At 60.8% G+C, this 21,404-nt stretch carries 19 protein-coding genes; 12 read left to right on the top strand and 7 right to left on the bottom strand.

Annotated features, from left to right (window positions below; genetic code table 11):
- The first annotated feature begins 193 nt into the window (after positions 1 to 193).
- Together V7650_RS09575 and V7650_RS09580 are read left to right on the top strand one after the other, a co-directional pair.
- Positions 194 to 1,702, top strand: a complete 1,509-nt coding sequence (locus V7650_RS09575; RefSeq protein WP_335656018.1) for a serine hydrolase domain-containing protein — start codon at positions 194 to 196, stop codon at positions 1,700 to 1,702.
- A gap of 254 nt (positions 1,703 to 1,956) precedes the next feature.
- Complete coding sequence (locus V7650_RS09580; protein ID WP_335656019.1) at positions 1,957 to 2,598, top strand: helix-turn-helix domain-containing protein; 642 nt, start codon at positions 1,957 to 1,959, stop codon at positions 2,596 to 2,598.
- 66 nt (positions 2,599 to 2,664) lie between these two features.
- Here V7650_RS09580 and V7650_RS09585 read toward each other — a convergent pair whose 3' ends face one another.
- The 4 genes from V7650_RS09585 to V7650_RS09600 form a co-directional block, all read right to left on the bottom strand.
- On the bottom strand, positions 2,665 to 4,572 hold the full coding sequence (locus V7650_RS09585; protein WP_335656020.1) for a serine hydrolase domain-containing protein: 1,908 nt from the start codon (positions 4,570 to 4,572) through the stop codon (positions 2,665 to 2,667).
- 359 nt (positions 4,573 to 4,931) lie between these two features.
- The gene (locus tag V7650_RS09590) at positions 4,932 to 6,296 is read right to left on the bottom strand and encodes a serine hydrolase domain-containing protein (RefSeq protein WP_335656021.1); all 1,365 of its coding nucleotides are present in this window, start codon (positions 6,294 to 6,296) and stop codon (positions 4,932 to 4,934) included.
- Positions 6,293 to 7,573 (bottom strand): serine hydrolase domain-containing protein, encoded by a 1,281-nt coding sequence (locus tag V7650_RS09595; RefSeq protein WP_335656022.1) that lies wholly within the window; start codon positions 7,571 to 7,573, stop codon positions 6,293 to 6,295. Before V7650_RS09595 ends, V7650_RS09590 begins: the two co-directional genes overlap by 4 nt.
- Positions 7,574 to 7,587: 14 nt before the next feature.
- On the bottom strand, positions 7,588 to 10,230 hold the full coding sequence (locus tag V7650_RS09600; protein WP_335656023.1) for a TonB-dependent receptor plug domain-containing protein: 2,643 nt from the start codon (positions 10,228 to 10,230) through the stop codon (positions 7,588 to 7,590).
- A 203-nt stretch (positions 10,231 to 10,433) separates the two neighbouring features.
- Here V7650_RS09600 and V7650_RS09605 point away from each other — a divergent pair, with 203 nt between their 5' ends.
- A complete protein-coding gene (locus V7650_RS09605; protein WP_335656024.1) occupies positions 10,434 to 11,123 on the top strand; it encodes a TetR/AcrR family transcriptional regulator in 690 nt (229 codons plus the stop codon).
- 68 nt (positions 11,124 to 11,191) lie between these two features.
- Here the strand turns inward: V7650_RS09605 and V7650_RS09610 are convergent, their stop codons facing one another.
- The 3 genes from V7650_RS09610 to V7650_RS09620 are packed head-to-tail and all read right to left on the bottom strand — an operon-like array spanning position 11,192 to position 13,104.
- Positions 11,192 to 12,067 carry a class I SAM-dependent methyltransferase gene (locus V7650_RS09610; protein WP_335656025.1) on the bottom strand — a complete coding sequence of 292 codons (876 nt, stop codon included), beginning with the start codon at positions 12,065 to 12,067 and terminating at the stop codon, positions 11,192 to 11,194.
- A 15-nt stretch (positions 12,068 to 12,082) separates the two neighbouring features.
- The gene (locus tag V7650_RS09615; RefSeq protein ID WP_335656026.1) at positions 12,083 to 12,475 is read right to left on the bottom strand and encodes an ArsR/SmtB family transcription factor; all 393 of its coding nucleotides are present in this window, start codon (positions 12,473 to 12,475) and stop codon (positions 12,083 to 12,085) included.
- Positions 12,472 to 13,104, bottom strand: coding sequence for a peroxiredoxin (locus V7650_RS09620; protein ID WP_335656027.1), 633 nt, complete (start codon positions 13,102 to 13,104; stop codon positions 12,472 to 12,474). The genes V7650_RS09615 and V7650_RS09620 overlap by 4 nt, the downstream gene beginning before the upstream one ends.
- Before the next feature lie 101 nt (positions 13,105 to 13,205).
- On the opposite strand from V7650_RS09620, the gene V7650_RS09625 reads away from it, so the two are divergent.
- Genes V7650_RS09625 through V7650_RS09665 form a run of 9 tightly spaced genes read left to right on the top strand, consistent with a single transcriptional unit; the run spans position 13,206 to position 21,393 of the window.
- A complete protein-coding gene (locus tag V7650_RS09625) occupies positions 13,206 to 14,123 on the top strand; it encodes an MBL fold metallo-hydrolase (RefSeq protein ID WP_335656028.1) in 918 nt (305 codons plus the stop codon).
- Positions 14,123 to 14,563 (top strand): YeeE/YedE family protein, encoded by a 441-nt coding sequence (locus tag V7650_RS09630; RefSeq protein WP_335656029.1) that lies wholly within the window; start codon positions 14,123 to 14,125, stop codon positions 14,561 to 14,563. The genes V7650_RS09625 and V7650_RS09630 overlap by 1 nt, the downstream gene beginning before the upstream one ends.
- Positions 14,560 to 14,967 (top strand): DUF6691 family protein, encoded by a 408-nt coding sequence (locus V7650_RS09635; protein ID WP_335656030.1) that lies wholly within the window; start codon positions 14,560 to 14,562, stop codon positions 14,965 to 14,967. The genes V7650_RS09630 and V7650_RS09635 overlap by 4 nt, the downstream gene beginning before the upstream one ends.
- Positions 14,968 to 15,006: 39 nt before the next feature.
- Entirely contained in the window at positions 15,007 to 16,599 is a 1,593-nt protein-coding gene (locus tag V7650_RS09640) for a TIGR01244 family sulfur transferase (protein ID WP_442955284.1), read from the top strand.
- 8 nt (positions 16,600 to 16,607) lie between these two features.
- Positions 16,608 to 18,377, top strand: a complete 1,770-nt coding sequence (locus V7650_RS09645) for a SulP family inorganic anion transporter (protein WP_335656032.1) — start codon at positions 16,608 to 16,610, stop codon at positions 18,375 to 18,377.
- Positions 18,374 to 18,835 (top strand): DoxX family protein, encoded by a 462-nt coding sequence (locus V7650_RS09650; protein ID WP_335656033.1) that lies wholly within the window; start codon positions 18,374 to 18,376, stop codon positions 18,833 to 18,835. The genes V7650_RS09645 and V7650_RS09650 overlap by 4 nt, the downstream gene beginning before the upstream one ends.
- Positions 18,825 to 20,243 carry a cytochrome ubiquinol oxidase subunit I gene (locus V7650_RS09655; RefSeq protein WP_335656034.1) on the top strand — a complete coding sequence of 473 codons (1,419 nt, stop codon included), beginning with the start codon at positions 18,825 to 18,827 and terminating at the stop codon, positions 20,241 to 20,243. Before V7650_RS09650 ends, V7650_RS09655 begins: the two co-directional genes overlap by 11 nt.
- A complete protein-coding gene (gene cydB, locus V7650_RS09660; protein ID WP_335656035.1) occupies positions 20,240 to 21,244 on the top strand; it encodes a cytochrome d ubiquinol oxidase subunit II in 1,005 nt (334 codons plus the stop codon). The genes V7650_RS09655 and cydB overlap by 4 nt, the downstream gene beginning before the upstream one ends.
- Complete coding sequence (locus V7650_RS09665) at positions 21,244 to 21,393, top strand: DUF2474 domain-containing protein (protein ID WP_335656036.1); 150 nt, start codon at positions 21,244 to 21,246, stop codon at positions 21,391 to 21,393. The genes cydB and V7650_RS09665 overlap by 1 nt, the downstream gene beginning before the upstream one ends.
- Positions 21,394 to 21,404 lie beyond the last annotated feature (11 nt).

Genomic DNA, 21,404 nt, shown 5'->3' on the forward strand with positions numbered 1-21,404 from the left:
AGAATTACAAAATCTGGGAAAACTTCCCCGAACGCTGCTTTTTCCGATCAGCGCAACTCTGCACGTTTGAGGCGCCTTGTGTAGCTGCTTTCAAGAAATGCCGCCTTGAATTCACAGTTTTTCAAAGCGTTGACAGCAAAAACCAATTCTGCCAGACAATCCTGATTGGAGAATATCAAAGGAGGGACGGGTTATGTCGCAGAATTTCATCGGCGCAGCGTCACGGTTCGGCAACAAGGTTCTGCTGGCTCTGGTCCCTGCCCTGTTGCTGCCAATCGCCGCGATAGCAGGCAGCCCGGTCGCGCCGCCAATCGACGCGGTGGACAAAGTCGAGCGCCAGAGCCTGAACACACTTCCCGCTTTTATCGACGAGATGGTGGCAAGCCAGCTGCGCACCAGCGAAGTGGCAGGAGCGGTGGTAACCGTCGTTCATGACGGAAAAATATTCACCGACAAGGGCTATGGTTTCAAGAATATCGAGGACAATGTGCCGGTCGATCCGGACGCCACCCTGTTTCACCCTGGTTCTGTCTCGAAACTGTTCACCTGGGTCGCGCTGGCCCAGCAGATCGAGGCCCGCAAGGTGGATCTGGATGCCGACGTAAACAGCTATATCGACTTTGAAATCCCGCGTAACGGCTTTGCTCCGATCAAGGTCCGCGACCTTCTGTCACACAGGCCGGGAATGAGCGACATCAGCGGTTTCATCGTCTATGATGCAACGCAACTGATGCCCTACAGCGAGTGGATGAAGGCAAAAGTGCCGCGCCGCGTCTGGGAGCCGGGGGTCGAAACGGCCTATTCCAATTTCGGCGCGTCGCTGGCCGGCTATATCGTCGAGCGCATGTCCGGCGAACCGTTCGACCAATATGCGCAGAACCATATCTTCAAGCCGCTTGGCATGACATCGACCACCTTTTCGGAGCCGCTCCAGGGGGCGTTGGGCGAGAACATGGCTACCGGCTACGAAGTCAAGGACGGGAAATTTGTCGCGAAAGGACATGAATATCTGGCCTTGGTCATGCCGGCAGGCTCAGCCTCGTCGACCGGCAAGGACATGGGCCGCTTCATGCTGGCGTTGCTGAACGGAGGCTCTCTCGACGGGCAACGGATATTGAAACCGGAAACGGTGCGCCTGCTGTTCAGCAACTCCGCTGCCAATGCGCCGCGTGTCGAGGGGATGGCGCATGGCTTTCTGGTCGAGCGGGAAGCCAATCCGCGTCTTGTAGGCCATGCCGGCAACACGATCGATTTTCACTCCGATCTGGTGATCGCACCGGACCTTGGCTTTGGCTATTATATTTCCATGTCCGGCGGCGAGGGCAGTTCGGAGGCCCGCACCGTGCTGAGCAAGGCGATCACCGGCTATATGTTCCCGCAGAAGCCAACCGCTCGCTGGGGCGGAGCGGCGGAGACCGCTCCCATGGGCCGCTATCGTTCCAATCGGCGGGATTACAGCAAGGTCCCCAACCCGGATTATGACATCCTAGCAAGCGCGGCGGGGCCGAATAGTGTGGAGTTCATCATCCAGGAGGAAAAGACGATCTGGGAACGGATCGGACCGCATCTCTACGAAAAGGTAACGGATGTGCCAGAAAATGGTCCCTACGAACGGGCAGAATTCTACGAAACTGATCGCGGGGCCCGCCTGTCATTCTCCTTCCAGCCCTATACCGCCTATCATTTTATCGCTGCAGATTGAAAAAACAGGTACGCAGACGGCCGCAAGACCATTGCGACGCCTCCCGGCCAGGAGCGCTCCGTCTGCGCTAATCCCACCGGTGGCTGAATCGCGGCGAGCAATGTTCCCGGCTTGGCCCTGTGCCACAGCCCGCTGCAGAATCACGGTGACCGCACCGATTTTCCTGAAATCGCGATGAAATGGTGGATGGATGTTTAAGTTGACTAAGCAGATTCAATATTGTCAGAGAAATAAAGAGTAAATCAAAGGTCAATATGCTCGCTTCTGACGTTACACTGGGATCCATTTTGCGAAACCTGCGCCAGGCCAATGGCTGGACGCTGAAACAGATGAGCGCGGCCTGCGGCATTCCCCTGTCCACCTTGTCGAAAGTCGAGCATGATCGCCTGACCCTGACCTATGACAAGCTGCTGCAGGTCAGCCAGCGGCTCGGCATCAGGATGTCGGAGCTGTTTGCGGAAAACAGCGAAGCGGAGCGGCCATCGATCATGGCGCGCCGCAGCATCGGCGAGATTCAGAATTCTGTCCGCGTGGAGACCGCGAACTACGATTATTACTATCTCTGCACCGAACTGCGGCAGAAGCGCATGATCCCGGTCATAACCAAGATCAGGGCCAAGACACCGGAAGAATTCGGGTCGCTCGTTCGCCACGAGGGCGAGGAATTTATCTATGTCCTCAAGGGCCAGATCATCGTCCACACCGAATTTTATGATCCCGTTACCCTCATCGAAGGCCAGTCCATCTATATCGATGCAAAAATGGGCCACGCCTATCTTGCCGCGGACGGCTGTGAAGAGGCGGACGTTCTCGGGATCATGTCCAGCCCGGACGAGGAACTGATGCAGTCGCTGCTTTCCATACACGAAGAACAGAAAAAGCTCGAAAAGCTCTAGGCAGAACCGGGGCTGCCGCTTCCGGGCCGACCCTTTCAGACCGGAAGCGTGCAGGCGTGCGCCCGATCAGCGTACCTCGGTATAGATATACTCGTCCTGGGCATCGCGCACCATCAGCGTGCGCTTGCCATCCGCCTCACCGACCAGAGCCGTCAGGCCGATCGCACCCGGTGCTGCCGAAACGAGCGAAATGCTACCGTCGGCATTGGCATCGGTTGCAATAGGACCTTCGACAAATCCCGCCTTTATCCATTTGGTCCCGTTCTTTTCACTGATCGTGATGGTGCCGATACCGGGGCTGACATATTTCTCGGCCAGATTGGCGAGCACGGTCGCATCGCCCGGCACGGTCAATTCTGCGCGGCGCTTTGCGCTTTGCGCCTTGATCCGCGTTCCAATCACGGCGATTTCTGCCGCAGCTTCCGGCTTGCCATCATATAGCACTTCCATCAGCCGGCGGAAAAACGGATCAATCATCGCCGAGCCGCTGTCGGCATTTGTCAGGATCACCGCCCCGATATCGGCCTCGGGCAAGGCAAAGAAATTGCTGCGGTAGCCGAGCAGGGTGCCGCCATGGGTGACGACCGGAACGCCCCAGGCGATCTTCTCAAACAGGCCCATGCCATACCAGCTGTTCTCGCCGACCGGCACGCCGCGCTTGCGCCGCTCGAGCAGATTCTCCTCGCTGACCACCCGCTTGCCATCTGGACCCAGTCCTTTTGACAGCTCGAGCTGGACATAATGGGCCATGTCGGCAGCGGTAGACCACACGCCGCCCGCAGGCCGGTGCGGGTCGACGGTAAAGTTGAAGTCGTTCGGAATCACCTCCACCTGACCGTCAACGTTCAGACCGTGCGGCCGCGCCCAGTTTCCGCTCATCGCTTTCTCGAAGTCGAAAGTGGTGTCAACCATGGCCAGCGGTTCAAAGATCCGCTCATCCATGGCGCGATCAAAGGCCGCCCCCAGTTCCATTTCGGGGTAGGCCAGCGCACCGCCCAGATAGCCTGCCGCCGAAGCCATCAGGTTGTTATATTGAAACAGTTCGCCAAAATCGCTGGTCGGATAGGATTCGGCCAGTTGCCGAAACGTATCGGTTGCCGGGGCACCGGCATCCGCAAGGATGAACGCATAATCCCTGCGCGGCAACCCGGTACAGGCGCAGACCAGATGCCGCACCAGCGTGGATTTGGTGGTCTCGTCGCTGCCAAGCCGAAACGAAGGATATAGCGACGTGACCGGTGTATCCCAGTCCAGCATGCCGTCGTCTGCCAGCGTCGACAGAAGAAGTGTCGCCATGCCCTTGGTGTTGGATGCCACCATGAATTTCGTGTGTTCGTCAACCGGTTCGGGGGAGCCAAGCGCGCGGACACCGACGCCGCCTTCCCAGACAACTTTCCCACCATCGATCAGTGCGATGCCCACGCCCGGTACGTCCAGCGTGCGGGCGGAATCGGCCACAAACTGACGCAGCAGTTCGATGCGCTCCGGCGTCAAGGAATGTGCGGTCTTGCCGGCGAATGTTTCGGCCTGGTAGCCCGCGGGACGGATACTTTCCTGAAGGATCGAGAGCGCTGCGTAGCGCTTGTTGGCCGTCGCGTCCGCGCCATCGGTTATCATGACCGTCCATGCGTCGTCCTTTCGCATCACCAGGGCGGAGACCACCATTTTTTCCGTCGGAGACGTTTCGTAACTGATTTGAACGCGCTCGTCCCAGCCATCACCAGGTGCGGCCGGGGTCAGGAGGTGAATTTTCCGTTCGCTTATATCGGGCTTGTAGGCGGACCATGCCTTTGCCGCAGCGGCCTTGGCGTCCGGCGCACTGGCCACGTTGACGACGGCCACATTCAGATCCTTTTCCGGAGAGACATAAATCGTTGCCGCGCCCTGCGGCTTTGCCGTCCAGTCTTTCGGCTCGGAATAAGTTGCCCCGGCGCTTGCAGCGGTCGAAGCTTGTGCCTGTGCCGGCACAGACATCACCAATGCGGCGGTACCAGCAGATAGACTCAGGGCCAGCAATGCAATTCTGGATCTTCTTTTCTGACGCACCTTCATCCGACTTCTCCTTGTCCGTTGCAAATTCGGCGTCCCTGCGCTTTTGCGCCCATTGGTCATGACGGCCGGAATTCATTCCTGTAGACCATCTGGCTAACGAGATTTTCATATCAGGACAACAATTATCTGGCCATGCGCTTTTGATAATCTGCTTGAGCCTCCAAAGGATCCGGTCTGGATGGTATCGGCGGCCGCGGCGTGACCTGCTCGCCGGCCAAGGGAAAGCGTGCGGGCCCGCGAATCTGCAAACCGGCAACGGTGTGCTGGAGCCCGAACCGCTTCTACTTGGAATTTCGCACGGAATACAGGACCCGCACGACGTCAGCCTGGACAGGCCATTTATCCGCCGGAAAATAATTGGCCATGACCGTCACCCGCAACCTTGTCTTCACGTCGATGAAGGCAACTGTGCCCGCCGCTCCGAACCAGCCGTAGGTCCCGGCGCGGACGCCTTCCGGAACATCGGCGAGATAGACCCAGCCGCCCGCACCAAAGCCATCGGCCTTTGCCGTATCCGGCGCGCTGTTTCCGGAAACCTTGACGCCATTCGGCAGAAGGTTCGAAAGCGAGAGTCGAACGGTTTCAGGCTTCAGTATGCGCACGTTTCCGGCTTTGCCCTCACCGGCCAGCATCTGCAGAAATCGGTCGTAATCCCGTGCCGAGGAAACAAGTCCGGAACCACCGTAGGGAATCTTCGCGGGTTTGACCCATTCGGTCTGCGAGCGGGCATCAATCGGCACCATTTTACCCTCGACCCAGGCATAGTTGGTGGAGAGGCGCGCCGTTTCGCCCGCCGGCACCGTCCAGTATGTCGAGGTCATGCCCAGGGGCTGCAATATGCGGGTCTGCACGAATCGATCAAGCGGGATTTCCGAGGCCGCTTCGACAACGCGACCGAGGACGTCGCTGCTGATGGAATAATGCCATTCGGTCCCGGGCTCCGCGAGCAGGGGTACACTCGCTGCGCGATCGGCAAATTCCGCGAGAGTCGATGGCTGCCGTTCCCGATCCCTGCCCTTCTCCCTACCCCCGAACAGGCCGAGCCGCTTATATTCGTCAAATATCGGTCCTTTGCCGAGAAACTGGTAAGCAAGGCCGCTGGTATGGGTCAGCAAGTGCCTGACGGTAATGGCATGGGCAGCGGGATGATTGTCGAGGGACGTTGCCGGCGCGTCCAGAACGCGCATCGCCTGAAACGCCGGGAGGAAATCGCTGATCGGCTGATCCAGTTCCAGTCTGCCTTCTTCGACAAGCATCATCGTGGCAACCGCCGTGATCGGCTTTGTCATTGAATAGATCCGCCACAGGGAGTCAGGCCCAACTCGGGGGGCGTCCGCGTCATTGGCGATAGCGCCGGCGGCAACAAATGTCGGAGGCGCGTCGCCGCGACCAATTGCCACGACAATTCCCGGCATTTTTCCGGAATCGACATAACCGTCCAGCAGCGATTGCAAGGCCGGGACAGAAACCTCATCCGGAGCGGCGGCAGCGGCTGGCGGTGGCGCTGGAAGAGATGCGGCGCAACCGGATGTACCAGCGACCATCATGACCAGTGCCGCGAACTTGACCGGCATGGGTCTTCCTCCACCATATGAGCCGCGGCCGATGATGTGGACGGAATTGCGTGCCTGTTCCGTGAATGTCATTCATTCGTCTCCAAGCGTGCCGAACGCGTCTGCAAGGCCGAATAGATGGCGCGCTGATAGGCTGGCAGCGCTTGCCGGCCGGCCGCCCCCACACCGGTAGCAATCGACGAACCGGAATTGGCCGAGACCGGCACCTGATGCTGGATCATGTAGATCATGATCAGGTCATTCACCGGATCGGCTTGCCACCATGTACCCAGGACACCGGGCCAGGTCAGCGACCCGACCGCGCCGCAGGCATAGGGGTTATCGACCAGGTCTTCGGCGATCGCCAGCCCCAGCCCGAACCCCGATTTCTGCCACAGCGGCATGCCGGCAAAGGGATAGCGGCGCTGTTCGGCGGTCAGCCTGTTGGTTCGCATCTGCAAAACGGTTTCGGGCTGGAGCAACCGCGCGCCGTCCAGCACACCGCCGTTCAGCAACATGCGTGCGAAACGATGATAGTCCGCTGCCGAAGAGATCAGGCCTCCCCCGCCCGGGGTATAGGCCGGAGGCTCGTCGTACATCTCGGGACGCATTTTTTCCAGCCGACCGGTCCTTTCGTCATAGGCATAGACGCTGGCAAGACGATCCCGCTTTTCCAGCGGCAGCCAGAAATCCGTATCGATCATCTGCAAGGGGGCGAATATTCTCTCCTTCAGCACCTGGCGCAATGGCTTGCCTTCCACGCGTCCAATCAGAAAGCCGAGCACTTCGGTCGAATGGCCATAGTGAAATCGTTCACCCGGCTGATGGGCGAGCGGCAAGCTGCCAAGGGCCGCTAGCCATTCGTCCACGGTCGCCCGGTTGTTGGCAGGATCGCCCAGGGCATCCTCATAGGCTTGCTTGAGCGGGCCCTCTGAAAAGGGAGCATAGGCGATGCCGGAACGATGGGTCAGCAGATCATCGACCGTGATGGGCCGTCGAGCCGCAATGGTCGCGCTGATCGGCCCCGCCGGGTCGAGCAGAACCTGAGGATCGGCGAGTTCGGGAATCCATTTGGCGACCGGGTCGTCAAGAGCAATCCTGCCTTCCTCGACGAGCATCATCGCCGCAACGGATGTAACCGGTTTGGACATGGAGGCGATCCGGAACAGGCTGTTCATCCGCATCGGCGATCGCGACTCGATATCGCGCCAGCCGACAGCATCGGCCTGCACGATCTCGCCATGGTGCGATGCCAGCGTTACAACGCCTGCCAGCTCCCCAGAGTCAACGAAGGACTGCAGAGAGGGGCGCACATCGACGGGTTCGGTGGGGTCGAAGGAAGGACCGGTTGTGCCGCGATTGGGAACCATATCTGGATTTGACCTCAGAATTTTTTGCTGAGGCTGACGGCCGCATATCGGCCAATCGGGTTGTACGACCCGCCGATTCCGTCGGTACCCGGGAAATACGGCGGTGTTGCATCAAACAGATCATTGATCTGCATCGATAGCTCCGTCCCTTCAGCGAAACCGGTGTCGGGCAGTTTCACCGACAGCCGGAGATCGACCGTCGTATATCCTTTGGCCTTGTAAACGCTGGATCCTGTCGGCGTGGCAAAGCTGTTGGTAATGCCGCTGCGGTGATTGACAAAATTTGCCACGGTGACCGGGCCCGCCTGGAAACCAAGCGTGGTGCGCAAGGTTGTCCGCGGGATTCCGGCATCCAGCGAATTGCTGACAGCGGAAGTAGGCGACAATTGCGTTTCGTAGTTGAGGATATAATTGCCGGCGATGCCGGCAAAAATGCTGCCGAAACCGGTGGAGCTGCGATAGTTGACGTCGAAATCCAGCCCGTTGGTCTTGCGAACGCCGAAATTTCCCTGACGCAAGTCAAGCAGGTTGCCGATCGCCGGCACCGCGCCAGAGGTGTAGAAAAAGGGAACCGTATTGTCGATCGCTCCGGCAACCTGCGCGGCCGTCGGATTGCGCACGACCAGCGGCGCGAACGTCGGATCGGTGAATATGAGCGCCCCCAGTCCGAACGGCGTTCCGATCACGTCATCATAGACAATGTCGTAAAAGGTCGCGCTCGCCCGGAAACCCGGAAGAAAGGCGGGGCGCAGATCCGCGCCGAACGAAAAGGTGCGCGCCTTTTCCGGCTTCAGATCCTGATTGCCGCCGAGCAGCAGCATGGTGTTGACTTGCGCAGCGCCACGCGAAGGATCGCGCACGCCGAACGCATCGACGAGGGCAGCGGCCGCATAATAAGAGCCGACGGTGGAGCCAAGATCACGCAATCCCGGGGCGCGGAACGACCGGCCATATGTCCCGCGCAGGTTCAGGCCCTGCACCGGCTCCCAGTTGACGCCGAATTTGGGATTGGTGGTCGATCCGAAGTCACTGTAATGATCATAGCGGCCCGACAATGACAGCGTCAGGCTGTACATCAGCGGAGCCTCGTTGCCCTGGCCAAAAATCGGCACGAACAGTTCGCCATAAAGTGACGTAACGTTGCGATCGAGATTCTCGGGGAACGGTACGCCGCCGCTTGCGCCGCGCTGCTCGTAGGTTTCCCGACGATATTCGGCGCCGGCAGCGATCTTGAACTGCCCGCCCGGGAGCTCTGCCAGGGGGCCATCGATCTTCAGCGCCGCCAACCGGGTGCGCTGATGATTGGTGAAATCGGTGTTGAAGTCGAGAATGTCGGCAACGACTGCCGGACTGGTCCCGGTTCCGAATGGATCGAGAGCGGTCGCGGTCGTGGTGCCGGCAGCAGCGGCGGTCAACGCGGCCGTGTCCAGCCCCGGCTGGAACGTATCATTGCGCGACCAGTTGAACGTGCCTGAAGCGGTGACCTTGAAATCACCGGGCAAATTCAAATCGACGCCCACGGACGAATTGCCGCTTCTGACCCGGTAGGTCTGGTCGAAATGATCCGCGCCGACCAGATTGTCGGGCCGGAAATCGACAAATTCGAACGCCGCACCGGTCCCGGGAGGGGCCCGGAAAAACGGATTGGACGGAACGATGAGCACGAACGTCTGGCTCGGCAAGGCAGCCTGCACCGTATCCTTTCGATCCGTGTAAAGCACTTCGCCCCAGATCGTCACATTGTCGCTGACATCCTGGCGGATGGTCAGATAGCCGGTGTGCGTCCGGTTCGTCGGGAGCAGATCGACCGGACCTCTCGGGTCGCAGGTGTTGACGCCCGGTGCCAGGCTCGGAGCGGCATAGATGGTGCCGGCGAACAGATTGACATTGGCGTCCGGGCACACGGTGGAGCGCGTGTCGACGCCGCCGGCATCGCGAAAATCCAGCGACCGGTAGTCACGGTCGGCACCGGTGATGTTGCTGTTCTCGGAATATTGATAGGACAGGGCAACCGAGCCGCTGCCCCAGTCCTTGCCGACAATGCCGCCGGCACTGAAGGTGTAATAGTCGTCAGCCATGCCGTAGCGGGCGCTCGCCTCGATGCCGGAGAACCGCTTGCGCGTGATGAAATTGATCACGCCCGCAACCGCGTCCGACCCGTAAATGGCGGATGCGCCGTCCGCCACGATTTCGACCCGTTCGATCGCCAGGTCCGGCAGAAAGGGAAAGTCGGGATTGGTTTGCTGGGTACTGCCCGAAATCAGCCGGTGCCCGTTCATCAGTGGCAGGGTGGCGCTTGACGGCAATCCGCGAAGGCCGGGTGCAAAGGATCCGAGACCGCCGTTGCTGGTGCGGGGAGCGGTGTTGAAGCTGTTCAACTGGGGAACGGTGGCCAGCAATTCCGGGGTCGAGGTCGCGCCGATCAGCTCGATTTCCTGGCGGGTGACGCCGATCAGATTGGAACCCGTGGGCGGAACGCCGCGAATACTGGTGCCGGTGACGATGATCTCGGCATCGTCGGTCGCCTCTTCAGCGGCAACTTGCGATGGTGGAACATTGTCCTGGGCCCAGCTCGGTGCTGCTGCAACGAACATGGCTGCCACGACGGATGTACCTGTCAGCGCACGATGCCGCCGGCTGTTGCGAATATTGTTCATTAGCCCTCTCCCTGCGTTTTATTTGCGGATCGGCTATCGCAACGCTGCCGCTTCGTCAAGTTCATTAATTTAGTGCTAAATGAAATCGTTGCCCGAAAGCCGAGGTCGCGCTTGACTGGAGAAGGCTGCCGTCCCATGGTTAAGCACCGGTTTCGGGTCGATGGCGTTGCCAAATTCAGGTTCGTTCAGAAAGGTTTGAGGAAATGGCAGCAGCAAAAGGGGGCGGACGCCGAACGCGCGCCGAGCAGCGCGCTGCAACGGTGAAAACCATTCTGGACACCAGCGAAGCCCTGTTTTCCCAGCTCGGCTATTTTGGCGTGACGATCAAGGATGTCGCCGACAAGATGGGCATTCATCCCGCCCTGATCCATTATTATTTCGATGGCAAGCAATCCCTGTTCGATGCCGTGTTCGAACGCCGTGTGAAGACGGCGGTAACCGAACGAACCGCGGGACTGGACGCCTATGAAGCCGAGGTCGGCGACCGGCCAACGGTAGAAGGCGCGCTGCGCGCCTATTACGGCAATGCGATCCAGGCCCAGATCAATGGCGACACGGGCTGGCGCAACTTCGGTCGCATCTTTGCGCAGGTCAACAACGCACCGGGCTATGGCGTCGAGACAATGGGAACCTATATCGATCCACTCGTCGTCCGGCTTATCGGGCTGTTGAAAAAGGCGCTGCCTGACGCCCAGGAAGAAGATATTTTCTGGAGCTTCCAGTTCACCTCGGGGGCCTATTCACTAATCTTGTCGCGCACCGGCCGGATCGACCGCCTGTCCGACGGGCTCTGCGATTCCGACGATTTTGAAGCGGTGAGAGACCGTTTTGTCACCTTCATGGCCGGCGGGTTCGACGCGGTCTACAAGCGCAGAAAGCTGCAGGACGACTGAATTCCCGGGTCTGTTACATTGGAATACGGGGCGCTTTGAGGCCTTGGGGCCCGCGGTACCGGCAAAGTTCACGCGATTGCCGAGACCAGCCACACCTTGCCCGGCATCAACACCCCCCTGTCCGGACTATGATTGTTCGCAAAGACCTCGGTCAGCTCGGCTTTGGCTGCCTTGCGCACGGCATCGTCGCTATCGCTCAGCAGCTGCCCGATGGCTAACGCCGCAAGGGCGAACTCGGCGGCTTTCTCCGGGGTCGCACCGATCCCGCCGATGGGTTGCAGACCTTCGTAAGCGGCGACGTCAAGCCCGGTAAAGCCGCTGTTGTCCATGATGTCGCGAAGATAGTCCATATCTTCAAAGGCGAACGGGCCTGGAGCACGCGGCACCGCTGGCGGCACTTCGACATGGTTTCTGACAACCCCCATCATTTCCGTCATCCACGGATTGTCGCGCGGCGGTCCCCACACCGCCAGATCCATGCGCGCACCCTTTTTCAGCAGTCCGTGCAAATGCGAAAAGGCTTTTGCCGGTTCCGGGAAAAACATGCTGCCAAAGCGGGAGAACAGCCGGTCATAGGGCGCCTCCGGCAAGACGACGCTGGCGGCATCGGCGTGGACAAACTCAACGTTCGTCGCTCCGCCTTTGTCAGCCCGTTCGCGCGCGGCCGCGATCAGGTCGGGCGATATGTCGACACCCGTGACTTTTCCGGAAGCTGCAACCGTCTCGGCTATGGCAAGGGTAGTGGCACCGCCGCCACATCCCAGGTCAATGACGGTCTCGCCTTGCCGAAAGTCAGCCCGATCCAGCAGGGAATCGCCGATCGGAGCGATCATCTGTTCAATCAACGAGAGATTGGCCAGCCATTTCAGACCCCGGTCTCCGGACCAGTCATCCGGTTTCGGCTGCTGATTCTGTCGATCGTCCTTGCCTGCGCCACTGTGCATCGAGAATATCCTGTCCTATAAGATTCTGGCGAAACCGGCCGTCCCGGTCGATGGCGTTGTATCTGGCCGGGCTTGCGTCCCTGCTGCCCGGCTTACGCTTTGCGGATCCGGCTGATCCGTCAACAGCGCTTCCATCGTCCGGACGCACAGGCGCGCAGTCTCATCTGCCAGGTCATAGCAGACCTGTTTCCCTTCACGCCGGGTTTTGACAATATCTGCCCGGCGCAAAGCCGCGAGCTGCTGGCTCAGGGCGGGCTGACCGATCCCGGTTGCAGCATCAATCTCGCTGACACTGGCTTCGCCAGTGAGAAGAAAGGACAGGATCATCAGCCGTTGCGGCTGCGCATAGACCTTCAGCTTTTCGCTGGCCATCTCGGCCCGATCACGGCTTTCGAAAATTGCTGTCATGGTGCCTTCACAGTCTGGCAAAACCAGTCGTCTTCCACGCCGGCCTCGTTGGTCGACAAGGGCGGCACCGCCAGCACATCGTCGCCCGGCTGCCAACCCTCCGGCGTCAGCACCTGCTTCTCGTCGGTGAGTTGCAGCGCCGTCAGCAGCCGGACCATTTCGTCGACCGAGCGCCCTACATTATAGGGATAGCATGTCGTGGCGCGGACAATCCCTTCGGGATCGATAAAATAGCTGGTCCGCATCGCCGCCGAATCGGCCGCGCCCTCGTCGATCATTCCAAAGGCACGGCCCACAGCCATGCTCGGGTCTTCCACGATCGGAAAAGATATCGAGACATCGAACTTGTCCTGAATCGCGCGGACCCAGGCGAAATGCGCATACAGGCTGTCCACCGACAGGCCAAGCAAGGCACAGTCCAGCGCTTCAAAACGCTTCTGCGCGCGCGCCAGCGCCACGAACTCGGTGGTGCACACCGGGGTAAAGTCGGCCGGATGGGAAAAGAATATCAGCCATCGACCCCGATAGTCGGAGAGCCTGACAGGGCCGAGAGTACTGCGCGCCTGAAAATCTGGCGCGACGTCACCTATACGCAATGAACCGGGCTTTTTCTGCAGCATGTCTGTCATTAGTCTTAACCTTTCCCGTCAACTGCCAGCACAGCCGGGTTGACGCAATACATATAATGTATTACATAGTTTATGTAAATATGAATATAAGGAACTTTCCCATGACCGATTCGGCCCTGATTCATGCAACAGAACAAATCACCCGTGCGCAGCAGAGCATCCCGGTGATCCAGTCATTCTTTGATTCCGCGACCTATACCGTGACCTATGTGGTGCACGATCCAGCGACCCGATGCGCCGCGATCATCGACAGCGTCTTTGATTTCGATCCGGCGTCCGGCCGGACTTCCTTTGATTCCGCAGACAAGGTGATTGCCTATGTCAGGGAACAGGATCTCAAGGTCGAATGGCTGCTCGAAACCCACGCCCACGCCGACCATCTCTCGGCGGCACCCTATCTGCAGGAGAAACTGGGCGGCAAGATCGCGATCGGCGAACATATCGTGACGGTCCAGAACGTGTTCGGAAAATTGTTCAACGCCGGCACCGAATTTCAAAGAGACGGTTCGGACTTCGACCGGCTCTTCGCTGACGGCGATACATTCACGATCGGCAATATCGACGTCACCGTGATGCACGTGCCCGGCCACACACCCGCCTGTATCGCCTATGTCATCGGTGACGCGGTCTTTGTCGGCGATACCATGTTCATGCCCGACTATGGTACGGCCAGGGCCGATTTTCCCGGTGGCGACGCGCGCAAGCTCTTCCGGTCGATGCGGCGGATCCTCTCTCTTCCCGACACGACCCGGCTGTTCATGTGCCATGACTATCTGCCGGAGGGCCGGACCGAATATGTCTGGGAAACCACCGTCGCCGAAGAGCGCAAGCACAATGTCCATGCCCATGACGGCGTCACCGAGGACGAATTCGTCAAGATGCGGACCGAGCGTGACAAGACGCTGGACATGCCGCGGCTGATCCTGCCCTCGGTCCAGGTCAACATGCGCGCCGGCCATTTGCCGCCGGCGGAAGACAATGGCGTGCGCTATCTCAAAGTGCCGCTGAACGGCGTCTGATGCTGACCGCTTTTCCCCATGCCATGCCGCTGCAAGGCTTGATCGGCGGCTTGATGATTGGTGTGGCAGCGGCTCTGATGCTGCTTGGACTCGGTCGCATCGCGGGGGTCAGCGGGCTCGCTGCCCGCGCCACCGGCATTGCCGACAGCGGTGCGCCGCGCGCCATGGCTGCCGCCTTTGTCATCGGCCTGCCTCTGGGGGCCCTGCTCCTGTCGGCGCTGATCGGCGGCGTGGAAACTCGCTTTCCGCCCTCCGTCATCCCGCTGCTGGTCGGCGGACTGCTGGTCGGCTACGGCACCAGACTGGGTTCCGGCTGCACCAGCGGCCACGGCGTTTGCGGCATGTCGCGCCTGTCGCCCCGGTCGCTGGTTGCCACGGCGATATTCATGGCCAGCGGATTCGTCACGGTCGCGCTGATGCGCGCGGGAGGCCTGTTGTGAAGCAGTTGCTCGTCGCGCTTTTTGCCGGAGCGCTCTTCGGAGCGGGCCTCGCCTTTTCCGGCATGGCCGATCCGGCCCGTGTACAGGGCTTTCTCGACCTGTTCGGCCCCTGGGACCCGACGCTGGCCTTCGTCATGGGCGGCGCGATGATCCCTATGGCCTTGGCATGGCTGGTTCAGCGACGGATCGACCGTCCCTTTGCCGATGCCCATTTCTCCCTCCCCGGCACGTCGCTGATCGATCGCAAGCTGGTGATCGGCGCTGTGCTGTTCGGCACCGGCTGGGGTATCAGCGGCCTCTGTCCCGGACCCGGTCTGGCCGATCTGGCGATCAATCCCCTGCCCGCGCTGGCCTTTGTAATCGCCTTGCTGGCTGGGATGATCGTACATCGCGTGACAAGCTAGAACAGACCAATTGGAGAAGGACGAGCAATGACAGGCAAGCTGGAGATTACGAGATTGAACAAGGCCGTCAGCGTCTCGCCGCAACTGGGACTGGACGATGTCGCGGCGCTGGCCAAGTCCGGCTTCCGCTCGATCATTTGCAACCGACCTGACGAGGAAGAGGGCAACCACCCCCGTTCGGCTGCGGTCGCGGCGGCTGCCCACAATGCTGGGCTGCAATTCGCTTATGTTCCGGCGGTGGCCGGCGCGATCACCGACCGGGACGGCGAGAAAATGGCCGCAGCGCTGGCCGATCTTCCCGCTCCGACGCTCGCCTATTGCCGATCGGGCGCACGTTCGACCAAATTGGCGGAAATGACCAGGGCAGCATCCAGCCCAACGCCCTCGCTCGCGGCTGGTACCAGCCGGTTTGATGTTGTCATCGTCGGCGGCGGCTCGGCAGGGATTGCCACCGCTGCCAGTATGCTGAAACGCAACCGCAAAATCTCCCTCGCCATCATCGACCCCGCCGACGACCATTATTACCAGCCCGGCTGGACGATGGTGGGTGGCGGCGCCTTTTCCGCCGAGTTTACCCATCGCAGGGAAAGGGACCTGATCCCCGACCGAGCGCAATGGGTAAAGTCGGCTGCCGCATCCTTTGACCCGGACCGGAATATTGTCACGACGGCAGACGGCAAGGATATCCATTATGACGTGCTGATCGTCTGTCCCGGAATCAAGCTCGACTGGGCAGCCATCAAGGGCCTGCCGGAAACATTGGGCAAAAACGGCGTCACCTCCAATTACCGGTTCGACCTCGCTCCCTATACCTATCGCCTGGTCAAGAGCCTGACTGGAGGTACCGCCCTGTTCACCCAGCCGCCGATGCCGATCAAATGCGCCGGCGCGCCGCAAAAGGCGATGTATCTGTCGTGCAGCAGATGGGAACGGACAGGCGTTCTGGACAATATTGACGTGCAGTTCCACAATGCGGGGGCAGTACTGTTCGGCGTGAAGGAATATGTCCCCGCGCTGATGGAATATGTCGAACGCTATAACGCCCATCTGAAACTCGAATCCAGACTGGTGGCCGTCGATGGACCGGGCCAGATCGCCACCTTCGAACAGAAACAGGGCGACGTGACCGAGACAGTCGAGGTCGGTTTCGACATGATCCACGTGGTGCCACCGCAAACCGCCCCCGATTTCATCCGATCCAGTCCGTTGGCGGCAGAAAGCGGTTTCGTCGACGTCGATCAGGCCACGCTGCGCCACACAAGATACGCCAATATATTTGCGCTCGGCGATGCCTGCAGCGCACCCAATGCCAAGACCATGGCAGCGGTCCGCAAACAGGCACCCGTGGTGGCCGTCAATGCCCTCGCCGCCCTGGATGGCAAGCCACCGGTCGCCGATTATGACGGCTATGGCAGCTGCCCGCTGACCGTCGAGCGCGGCAAGGTGGTGCTGGCCGAATTCGGCTATGGCGGCAAATTGCTGCCGAGTTTCCCCAACTGGCTGATCGACGGCACCCGGCCATCGCGCCTGTCGTGGCTGCTCAAGGACACGATCCTGCCGCCGGTCTACTGGCACGGCATGCTCAAGGGTCGCGAATGGATGGTCAAGCCGCACCGCATCGGCGCGGAATAGGATAGCGCATGAAAATTTCCCGCTATCTGCCCATCCTCGATTGGGGCCGCCGCTATAACGGCACCACGCTGACCAATGACGGGGTCGCGGCAATCATCGTCACCATCATGCTGATCCCGCAGAGCCTGGCCTATGCCATGCTCGCCGGCCTGCCGCCGGAAATCGGCCTCTATGCCTCGATCCTGCCGCTGATCGCCTATGCGATCTTCGGCACCAGCCGGACGCTGGCGGTCGGACCGGTGGCGGTGGTCTCGCTGATGACCCTGACCGCGGCCAGCGCCATTGCCGCGCCCGGCAGCGCCGACTTTATCGCTGCCGCCTTGGTACTGGCGCTGCTGTCCGGCCTGTTCCTGCTGCTGATGGGCATATTCAAGCTCGGCTTTCTGGCCAATCTGCTCTCCCATCCCGTCGTCTCCGGCTTCATCACCGCCAGCGGCATCATCATCGCAACCAGCCAGCTGAAGTCGATCCTGGGAATCCGGGCGAGTGGCGCGGCCATGCCCGAACTGCTGTCCAGCATCGCCAAGACGATCAGCACGACCAATTTGCCGACCTTGATCATCGGCGTCTCCGCGACGGCCTTTCTGTTCTGGGTGCGCAAGGGCCTGAAACCCCTGCTGATGCGCTTCGGGATCCCCGCCCGGCCAGCCGAACTGCTGGCCAAGGCCGGCCCCATTGCCGCCGTTGCCGTATCCACTCTCGCCACGATCCTGTTCGGACTGGAGGCCCAGGGCGTGAAGGTGGTAGGCGATATCCCGCAGAGCCTGCCGCCCTTTTCGGTGCCGCTGGTGGATCTGGAACTGTGGCAGACGCTGGCCGTGCCAGCCTTGCTGCTGAGCATCATCGGCTTTGTCGAATCCGTGTCGGTCGGCCAGACCCTGGCGGCCAAGCGGCGACAGCGGATCGACCCGGATCAGGAGCTGATCGGTCTCGGCGCGGCCAATATCTCGGCGGCCTTTTCCGGCGGCTATCCGGTCACCGGCGGCTTTGCCCGTTCGGTGGTCAATTTCGACGCCGGCGCGGAAACTCCGGCTGCCGGCGCCTTCACCGCGGTCGGCATCGCCCTGGCGGCGCTGTTCCTGACCCCGCTGCTCGCCTCACTGCCGATCGCCACGCTGGCGGCAACGATCATTGTCGCCGTGCTCAGCCTCGTCGACCTCAAGACCCCGCGAACCATCTGGCGCTACTCGAAACCGGATTTTGCCGCGATGGCCGCGACCATCGGCGTTACCCTACTTGCCGGCGTCGAGCCGGGGGTAATCGCCGGTGTCGGCCTCAGCTTGGCGCTGTTCCTGTGGCGCAGCTCGCGCCCCCACGCGGCGATCGTCGGACGCGTCCCGGAGACCGAGCATTTCCGCAACGTCAACCGCCACAGGGTGTTCACCGACCCCCGCATCCTGACCATCCGCATCGATGAAAGCCTGACCTATCTCAATGCCCGCTGGCTGGAAGAATTCATTCTCGAGCAGGTCGCCGAACAGACGACCGTCCGCCACGTCATATTGATGTGCTCGGCGGTCAATGCTATCGATGCCTCGGCGCTGGAAAGCATCGAGGCGATCAACCACCGGCTGGAAGATGGCGGCATTTGGCTGCATCTGTCGGAGGTAAAGGGACCGGTCATGGACCGGCTGAAACGCTCGCATTTTCTCGAGCAGTTATCGGGCAAAGTCTTTCTTTCGCAAAACGCAGCCTATGCGGCGTTAATTGCAATTGCGGATGCCGAGGACAAGGCCGACACAACGCCGGACGAGTGGATGGCAAGGGGCCTGATATGATGCGAACGATCGAAGCCTATATCGCACCCCCGCACAGCTTGCAGAACTGGGCCGACCCCCTTTTTCGCGTCCTGACCAGCCTGATATTCATCATCGGGGGCTTGGGCCATTTTGGCGAACATCAAATGATGCTCGACCGGATGTCGGAATCGCCGTGGCGTGACACGATCGATCAGATCGGCAATCCCTCTTGGCTGTTATGGCTGTCGGGCGGCATTTTCTTCTTTTTCGGAATGACGCTTGCCTTGGGCTGGATGACTCGGCTTTCGGCTCTGCTCTTGTTGCTCACCCTCGTTCCGATCACAATCACTATCCATTTCGCGCCCGGGCACGTCGGTCCCTTGTTCAAGAATATCGCAATTTTTGGCGCTCTATTCTTCCTGTACTGCCGTGGACCCGGCACCTACGCGATCGACAACCGCACACTCTCATTGGGTCAACAACTTCATGGAAAATGATCTCGCAATCAATCTGGCGCGGATCCAGTTCGCCTTTACCGTCAGCTTCCACTTCCTGTTCCCCGCCTTCACCATCGGCATCGCCAGCTATCTCGCGGTGCTGGAAGGTCTGTGGCTGAAAACCGACAACGGCGTCTACGCCAATCTCTATCGCTACTGGCTCAAGATATTCGCCATCGTGTTCGCCATGGGCGTTGTGTCCGGCATCGTCATGTCCTACCAGTTCGGCACAAACTGGTCGGTCTTCTCCGACAAGGCCGGACCCGTGATCGGCCCGCTCATGGCCTATGAAGTGCTGACCGCCTTTTTCCTCGAAGCCGGCTTCCTCGGCGTGATGCTGTTCGGCATCAACAAGGTCGGCCGCAAGCTGCATTTTGTCGCCACTCTGGCGGTGGCGGTGGGGACCTTCATCTCCGCCTTCTGGATCCTGTCGGTCAACAGCTGGATGCACACGCCGGTCGGTTTCGCGATCAACGATGTCGGGCAGTTTGTCCCCGCCGCCGGCTGGTGGGACATCGTCTGGAACCCCAGCTTCCCTTACCGCCTGGTCCACACCGTGCTCGCCGCCTATCTGACCACCGCCTTTGCGGTCGGCGGGGTCGGTGCCTGGCATCTGCTGAAGGACCGGACCAACCCGGGCGCCCGCAAGATGTTCTCGATGGCGATGTGGATGGCGGCGCTGGTCGCCCCGGCGCAGATATTCATGGGCGACCTGCACGGCCTCAACACGCTCGAGCACCAGCCCGCAAAGGTCATGGCGATGGAAGGCCATTATGACAGCCATCCCGATGGCGCCCCGCTGATCCTGTTCGGCATTCCCAACAGCAAGGAAAAGCGCGTCGATTATGCGATCGAGATACCCAACGCGTCTTCGCTGATCCTCAAGCACGACCTCAATGCCCCGCTCGCCGGGCTGGACACGATCCCCGACCGGGACGAGCCGCCGGTCGGGATCGTCTTCTGGTCGTTCCGGATCATGGTCGGCCTCGGCTTCGCCATGCTCGGCATCGGCTTGTGGAGCCTGATCGCCCGGACGCGCAGGAAACTCTATGACTGGCCCTGGCTGCACCGCGCGGCGCTGGTGATGGGTCCCTCCGGTTTCATCGCCGTGCTCGCCGGCTGGGTGACCACCGAGATCGGGCGCCAGCCGTTCACCGTCTATGGCCTGCTGCGCACCAGCGAGAGCGCAGCCCCGCTTGACGCGCCCGCGGTTGCCGCCTCGCTGCTGGCCTTTGTCGTTGTCTATTTCGTCGTCTTCGGGGCGGGCATCGTCTATCTGTTCAAGCTCGCCGCCAAACCGCCGGAAGCGCACGAACCGACGCCGGAAGATGCGCCGATCCGCTCGGCCGGTATCACCCCGGCAGCGGCGGTGCTCGAGGGCGATCATGAGGAAGGAGCAGCGTCATGAACGGCATCGACCTGACCGTCATCTGGGCCGGCATCATCGCCTTTGCCGTGGTCGTCTACGTGATCATGGACGGCTTCGATCTCGGCATCGGCATCCTGTTTCCGAATTTCAAGGTGGGACCGGAGCGAGATACCGCGATGAACAGCATCGCGCCGGTCTGGGACGGCAACGAGACCTGGCTGGTGCTCGGTGGCGGCGGGCTGCTGGCGGCTTTCCCGCTCGCCTATGCCATCATCCTTCCGGCCCTCTATGCGCCACTGACGGCGATGCTGCTGGGGCTGGTGCTGCGCGGGGTCGCCTTCGAATTCCGCTGGCGCGATCCGGCCCACCGGGCCCGCTGGGACTTCGCCTTTACCGCCGGTTCGGTGATCGCGACCTTTGCCCAGGGCATCACCCTCGGCGCGCTGCTGCAAGGCATCACCGTCGAAGGCCGCGCCTATGCCGGCGGCTGGTGGGAATGGCTGACCCCGTTCAGCCTGCTCACCGGCTTCGCCCTGCTCGCCGGCTATGCCCTGCTCGGCTGCTGCTGGCTGATCTGGAAGACCGAGGGGCCGTTGCAGAAACAGTGCTACAGCTATGCCGGCCGCCTCGGCATCCTGCTGCTGCTGGCCATCGCCGCCGTCAGCACAGCCACGCCGTTTCTGGAAGCCGAATATTATAGTCGCTGGCTCGCCTATCCCGGGGTGCTGGCCACCGCACAGATCCCGCTCGCGACCCTGATCCTGTCGGTCCTGTTCTTCCGCAGCCTGTCGAGGCACCTGGAGGCCGCACCCTTTTTCTATGCGCTCGGCCTGTTCGGACTGAGTTTCGTCGGCCTTGCCGTCTCGATGTGGCCGGACGTGATCCCCGGGCGCATCACCATCTGGCAGGCCGCCGCGCCCTATGAAAGCCAGATGTTCATGCTGGTGGGTGCGGCGATCATGGTGCCGATCATTCTCGCCTATACCGCCTGGTCCTACTGGGTGTTTCGCGGCAAGGTCGGATCGGACGGATATCACTGATGCCGTTCGACCCGCTTTCCTCCGGCGGACAATCGGCGGACAATGCGCCTTTGCCCAAACGCCTGCTCTGGCTGCTCGCCTATTGGGTGATGGGGGTGCTGGCAATCGGCGCAGTCGGCCTTTTCATTCGCTTCTGGATCAAGGCCTGACCAACCGTTCC

It is taken from the genome of Parasphingorhabdus sp. (assembly GCF_036964565.1).
GTDB lineage: Bacteria > Pseudomonadota > Alphaproteobacteria > Sphingomonadales > Sphingomonadaceae > Parasphingorhabdus.

Bases quoted from the DNA above. Each gene is read 5' to 3' on its own strand.
- V7650_RS09575 (WP_335656018.1), top strand. From the start codon at position 194: ATGTCGCAGAATTTCATCGGCGCAGCGTCACGGTTCGGCAACAAGGTT.
- V7650_RS09580 (WP_335656019.1), top strand. From the start codon at position 1,957: ATGCTCGCTTCTGACGTTACACTGGGATCCATTTTGCGAAACCTGCGC.
- V7650_RS09585 (WP_335656020.1), bottom strand. From the start codon at position 4,572: ATGTCTGTGCCGGCACAGGCACAAGCTTCGACCGCTGCAAGCGCCGGG.
- V7650_RS09590 (WP_335656021.1), bottom strand. From the start codon at position 6,296: ATGACATTCACGGAACAGGCACGCAATTCCGTCCACATCATCGGCCGC.
- V7650_RS09595 (WP_335656022.1), bottom strand. From the start codon at position 7,573: ATGGTTCCCAATCGCGGCACAACCGGTCCTTCCTTCGACCCCACCGAA.
- V7650_RS09600 (WP_335656023.1), bottom strand. From the start codon at position 10,230: ATGAACAATATTCGCAACAGCCGGCGGCATCGTGCGCTGACAGGTACA.
- V7650_RS09605 (WP_335656024.1), top strand. From the start codon at position 10,434: ATGGCAGCAGCAAAAGGGGGCGGACGCCGAACGCGCGCCGAGCAGCGC.
- V7650_RS09610 (WP_335656025.1), bottom strand. From the start codon at position 12,067: ATGCACAGTGGCGCAGGCAAGGACGATCGACAGAATCAGCAGCCGAAA.
- V7650_RS09615 (WP_335656026.1), bottom strand. From the start codon at position 12,475: ATGACAGCAATTTTCGAAAGCCGTGATCGGGCCGAGATGGCCAGCGAA.
- V7650_RS09620 (WP_335656027.1), bottom strand. From the start codon at position 13,104: ATGACAGACATGCTGCAGAAAAAGCCCGGTTCATTGCGTATAGGTGAC.
- V7650_RS09625 (WP_335656028.1), top strand. From the start codon at position 13,206: ATGACCGATTCGGCCCTGATTCATGCAACAGAACAAATCACCCGTGCG.
- V7650_RS09630 (WP_335656029.1), top strand. From the start codon at position 14,123: ATGCTGACCGCTTTTCCCCATGCCATGCCGCTGCAAGGCTTGATCGGC.
- V7650_RS09645 (WP_335656032.1), top strand. From the start codon at position 16,608: ATGAAAATTTCCCGCTATCTGCCCATCCTCGATTGGGGCCGCCGCTAT.
- V7650_RS09650 (WP_335656033.1), top strand. From the start codon at position 18,374: ATGATGCGAACGATCGAAGCCTATATCGCACCCCCGCACAGCTTGCAG.
- V7650_RS09655 (WP_335656034.1), top strand. From the start codon at position 18,825: ATGGAAAATGATCTCGCAATCAATCTGGCGCGGATCCAGTTCGCCTTT.
- cydB (WP_335656035.1), top strand. From the start codon at position 20,240: ATGAACGGCATCGACCTGACCGTCATCTGGGCCGGCATCATCGCCTTT.
- V7650_RS09665 (WP_335656036.1), top strand. From the start codon at position 21,244: ATGCCGTTCGACCCGCTTTCCTCCGGCGGACAATCGGCGGACAATGCG.